Annotated in this window: 1 protein-coding gene; it reads left to right on the top strand. The window is 77.5% G+C overall.

The window, feature by feature from the left end:
* A partial coding sequence (locus GTW08_RS11500; RefSeq protein WP_161151895.1) for a serine hydrolase occupies positions 1–840 on the top strand: 840 nt, incomplete at both ends.

Raw genomic sequence — 840 nt, 5'->3', positions numbered from 1 at the left:
CCGCCGAGGTCCGCGCGGTGTTCCGCGACGCCGGGGTGCGCGGCTGGCTGCACGCCCGCCCGGTCACCGGCGACGGGACGCGCCCGACGGCGCGCGAGGTCGGCGTCGGCGCGCACGTGCCGGTCGTGATGGCCTCGGTCTACAAGGTGTTCGTGCTGGTCGCGTACTGCCGGGCGGTCGACGCCGGCACGATCGACCCGCGGGAGCCCGTCGTCGTCCCGGTGCGGCGCACGCCCGGGATCACCGGGATCTCCGCGCTGGCCGACCCGGTGACGATGAGCTGGCGGGACCTGGTCACCTCGATGGTGACGGCCTCGGACAACGCCGCGGCCGACGTCGTCCACACCCGGGTGGGGCGCGACCGCGTGTCCGCGCTGCCCGCCGAGCTGGGGCTGGGCGGCACCCGGATCCGGGGCGGCACCGACGACGTGTTCGCCGACCTGCTCGCCGACACCGGCACCGACGACGTCGCCGCGGCCTTCGGGGTGCTCGCCGACAACGACGTCCCCGTCGAGACCCGGGCGCTCAGCCCGGTCTACGGCTCCTCCACCACGGCCGCGGACACCACCGCGCTGCTCGGCATGCTCTGGCGCGGCGAGCTCGCCTCGGACGGGTCCACCGCCTTCGCCCGCCGGGTGCTGGGCGCCCAGATCTGGCCGCACCGGCTGCGCGCCGGGTTCCCCGCGGCCGCGCGGGTGGCGGGCAAGACCGGGACGGTCGGCGCGGTCCGCAACGACGTCGGCGTGGTGACCTACCCGGGGGAGCACCCGGTCGCCGTCGCCGTCTACACCCACGCCGCGCGCAGCGATGCCGCCGTCCCGCGGGCGGACGCGGCGATCG

The organism is Pseudonocardia sp. SID8383 (assembly GCF_009864975.1).
Lineage (GTDB): Bacteria > Actinomycetota > Actinomycetes > Mycobacteriales > Pseudonocardiaceae > Pseudonocardia > Pseudonocardia alni.
Note: the sequence above shows the minus strand (reverse complement) of the source record. Positions and strands in the feature narration are given on the sequence as shown.